This is a genomic window from Mycobacterium sp. NPDC049093 (assembly GCF_040704635.1).
Classification (GTDB): Bacteria; Actinomycetota; Actinomycetes; order Mycobacteriales; family Mycobacteriaceae; genus Mycobacterium.
In genome coordinates this window covers 1-1,661 of record NZ_JBEZJS010000030.1, presented here as the reverse complement: position 1 = coordinate 1,661, position 1,661 = coordinate 1, and the positions used below count along the sequence as shown (strand labels likewise).

The following is a 1,661-nucleotide window of genomic DNA, read 5'->3' as shown; positions in this document are numbered from 1 at the left end:
TTAGCCTCGATCCACCGATGAATTGCCTGTGTAGGTGGGTGTCGATATAAGGAAAGTGCCCCTTGAGCTGGGAGGATTGGTGTTCTCTACGCATCAATCAGGCCAGTTAAGAAAGGCACTTCCAGTGCAAGTGTCCCACGGGTTCGCTGCGTCGTCGGCGGTCTTCGATGAGGATCATCTCGTGTCGTGCGCCGGACTGGTGCCGGTGATGACACTGGCTGAGCAGACCGGCCTGCCGAATCTGTTGGCTGACAAGATCTTCATCCCCGCGCCGAAGATCAAATCCGGGTCAGCGAATCCGGCACCGAAGCTGGCCACGGTGATCGCCGGGATGTGCGCCGGCGCCGACAGCATTGATGACCTCAACATCGTCCGGGCCGGGGGCATGAAAACACTCTTCGGCGATGTGTACGCACCATCAACCATCGGAACCCTGTTGCGGGAGTTCACCTTCGGACACGCACGCCAACTCGAATCAGTCCTGCGCGAACACTTGGCCGCCCTCTGCCGGCGCGTTGAGTTGCTACCCGGATCCGACAGCGGTGTGTTCATCGACATCGACTCCCTGCTACGACCGGTCTACGGCCATGCCAAACAAGGCGCCTCCTACGGACACACCAAAATCGCTGGCAAGCAGGTCCTGCGCAAAGGACTCTCGCCGTTGGCGACCACGATCAGCACCCCCGGTGCGGCGCCGGTGATCGCCGGGATGCGGCTGCGGGCCGGCAAGACCGGCTCCGGTAAAGGAGCCGGTCGAATGGTCGCCCAGGCCATCACCACGGCCCGAGCGGCCGGGGTCACCGGCCAGATCCTGGTCCGCGGCGATTCGTCCTACGGCACCCGCGCCGTCGTCGGCGCCTGCCGACGCCATGGTGCGCAATTCTCGGTGGTCATGGGCCGCAACAGCGCGATCAACCGGGCCATCAACGCCATCGACGACGCGGCGTGGACACCGGTGAAATACCCGGGCGCGGTGCGTGATCCCGACACCGGAGAGTGGATCTCTGATGCCGAAGTCGCCGAAATCAGCTACACCGCATTCGCGGCCACCACAGACCGCTTCACCGCCCGACTGGTGGTACGTCGGGTCAAAGATGCGCGCTTCCGCGACGCCCTGTTCCCGGTCTGGCGGTATCACCCGTTCTTCACCAACACCGACCTACCAACCGCCGACGCCGACATCACCCACCGTCAACACGCGATCATCGAAACTGTCTTCGCCGACCTGATCGCCGGCCCCTTGGCCCACATGCCCTCCGGGCAATTCGGCGCCAACTCCGCGTGGGTGCTCTGCGGGGCCATCGCCCACAATCTGCTGCGCGCCGCCGGTGTGCTTGCCGGTGGAGCGCACGCAGTGGCCCGGGGAGCCACCTTGCGACGCACGATCATCACCGTCCCGGCACGGCTGGCCCGACCGCAACGCCGACCCATCCTGCACCTACCCAGCCACTGGCCCTGGACCGAGCACTGGCTCACCCTGTGGCGCAACACCATCGGCTACAGCCCACCCGCTACCGCAACCGTCTAACCGTCGCCGAACAGGCCCCACCGAAGCACACAGGAAAAGCTGGGCAGACCAGCGGCTACATCCTGCCCACCCCACAAACCGCCGTCAGAATCACCGTCGAACCACACCACTCAAGTCAGTCCACGGATTGAGG

The 1,661-nt window shown here is 64.4% G+C and carries 1 protein-coding gene; it reads left to right on the top strand.

Annotated elements, in window-relative coordinates:
- Positions 1 to 124: 124 nt before the first annotated feature.
- Positions 125 to 1,528, top strand: a complete 1,404-nt coding sequence (locus tag AB0876_RS34260) for an IS1380 family transposase (protein WP_011768002.1) — start codon at positions 125 to 127, stop codon at positions 1,526 to 1,528.
- The last annotated feature ends 133 nt before the right edge of the window (positions 1,529 to 1,661 follow it).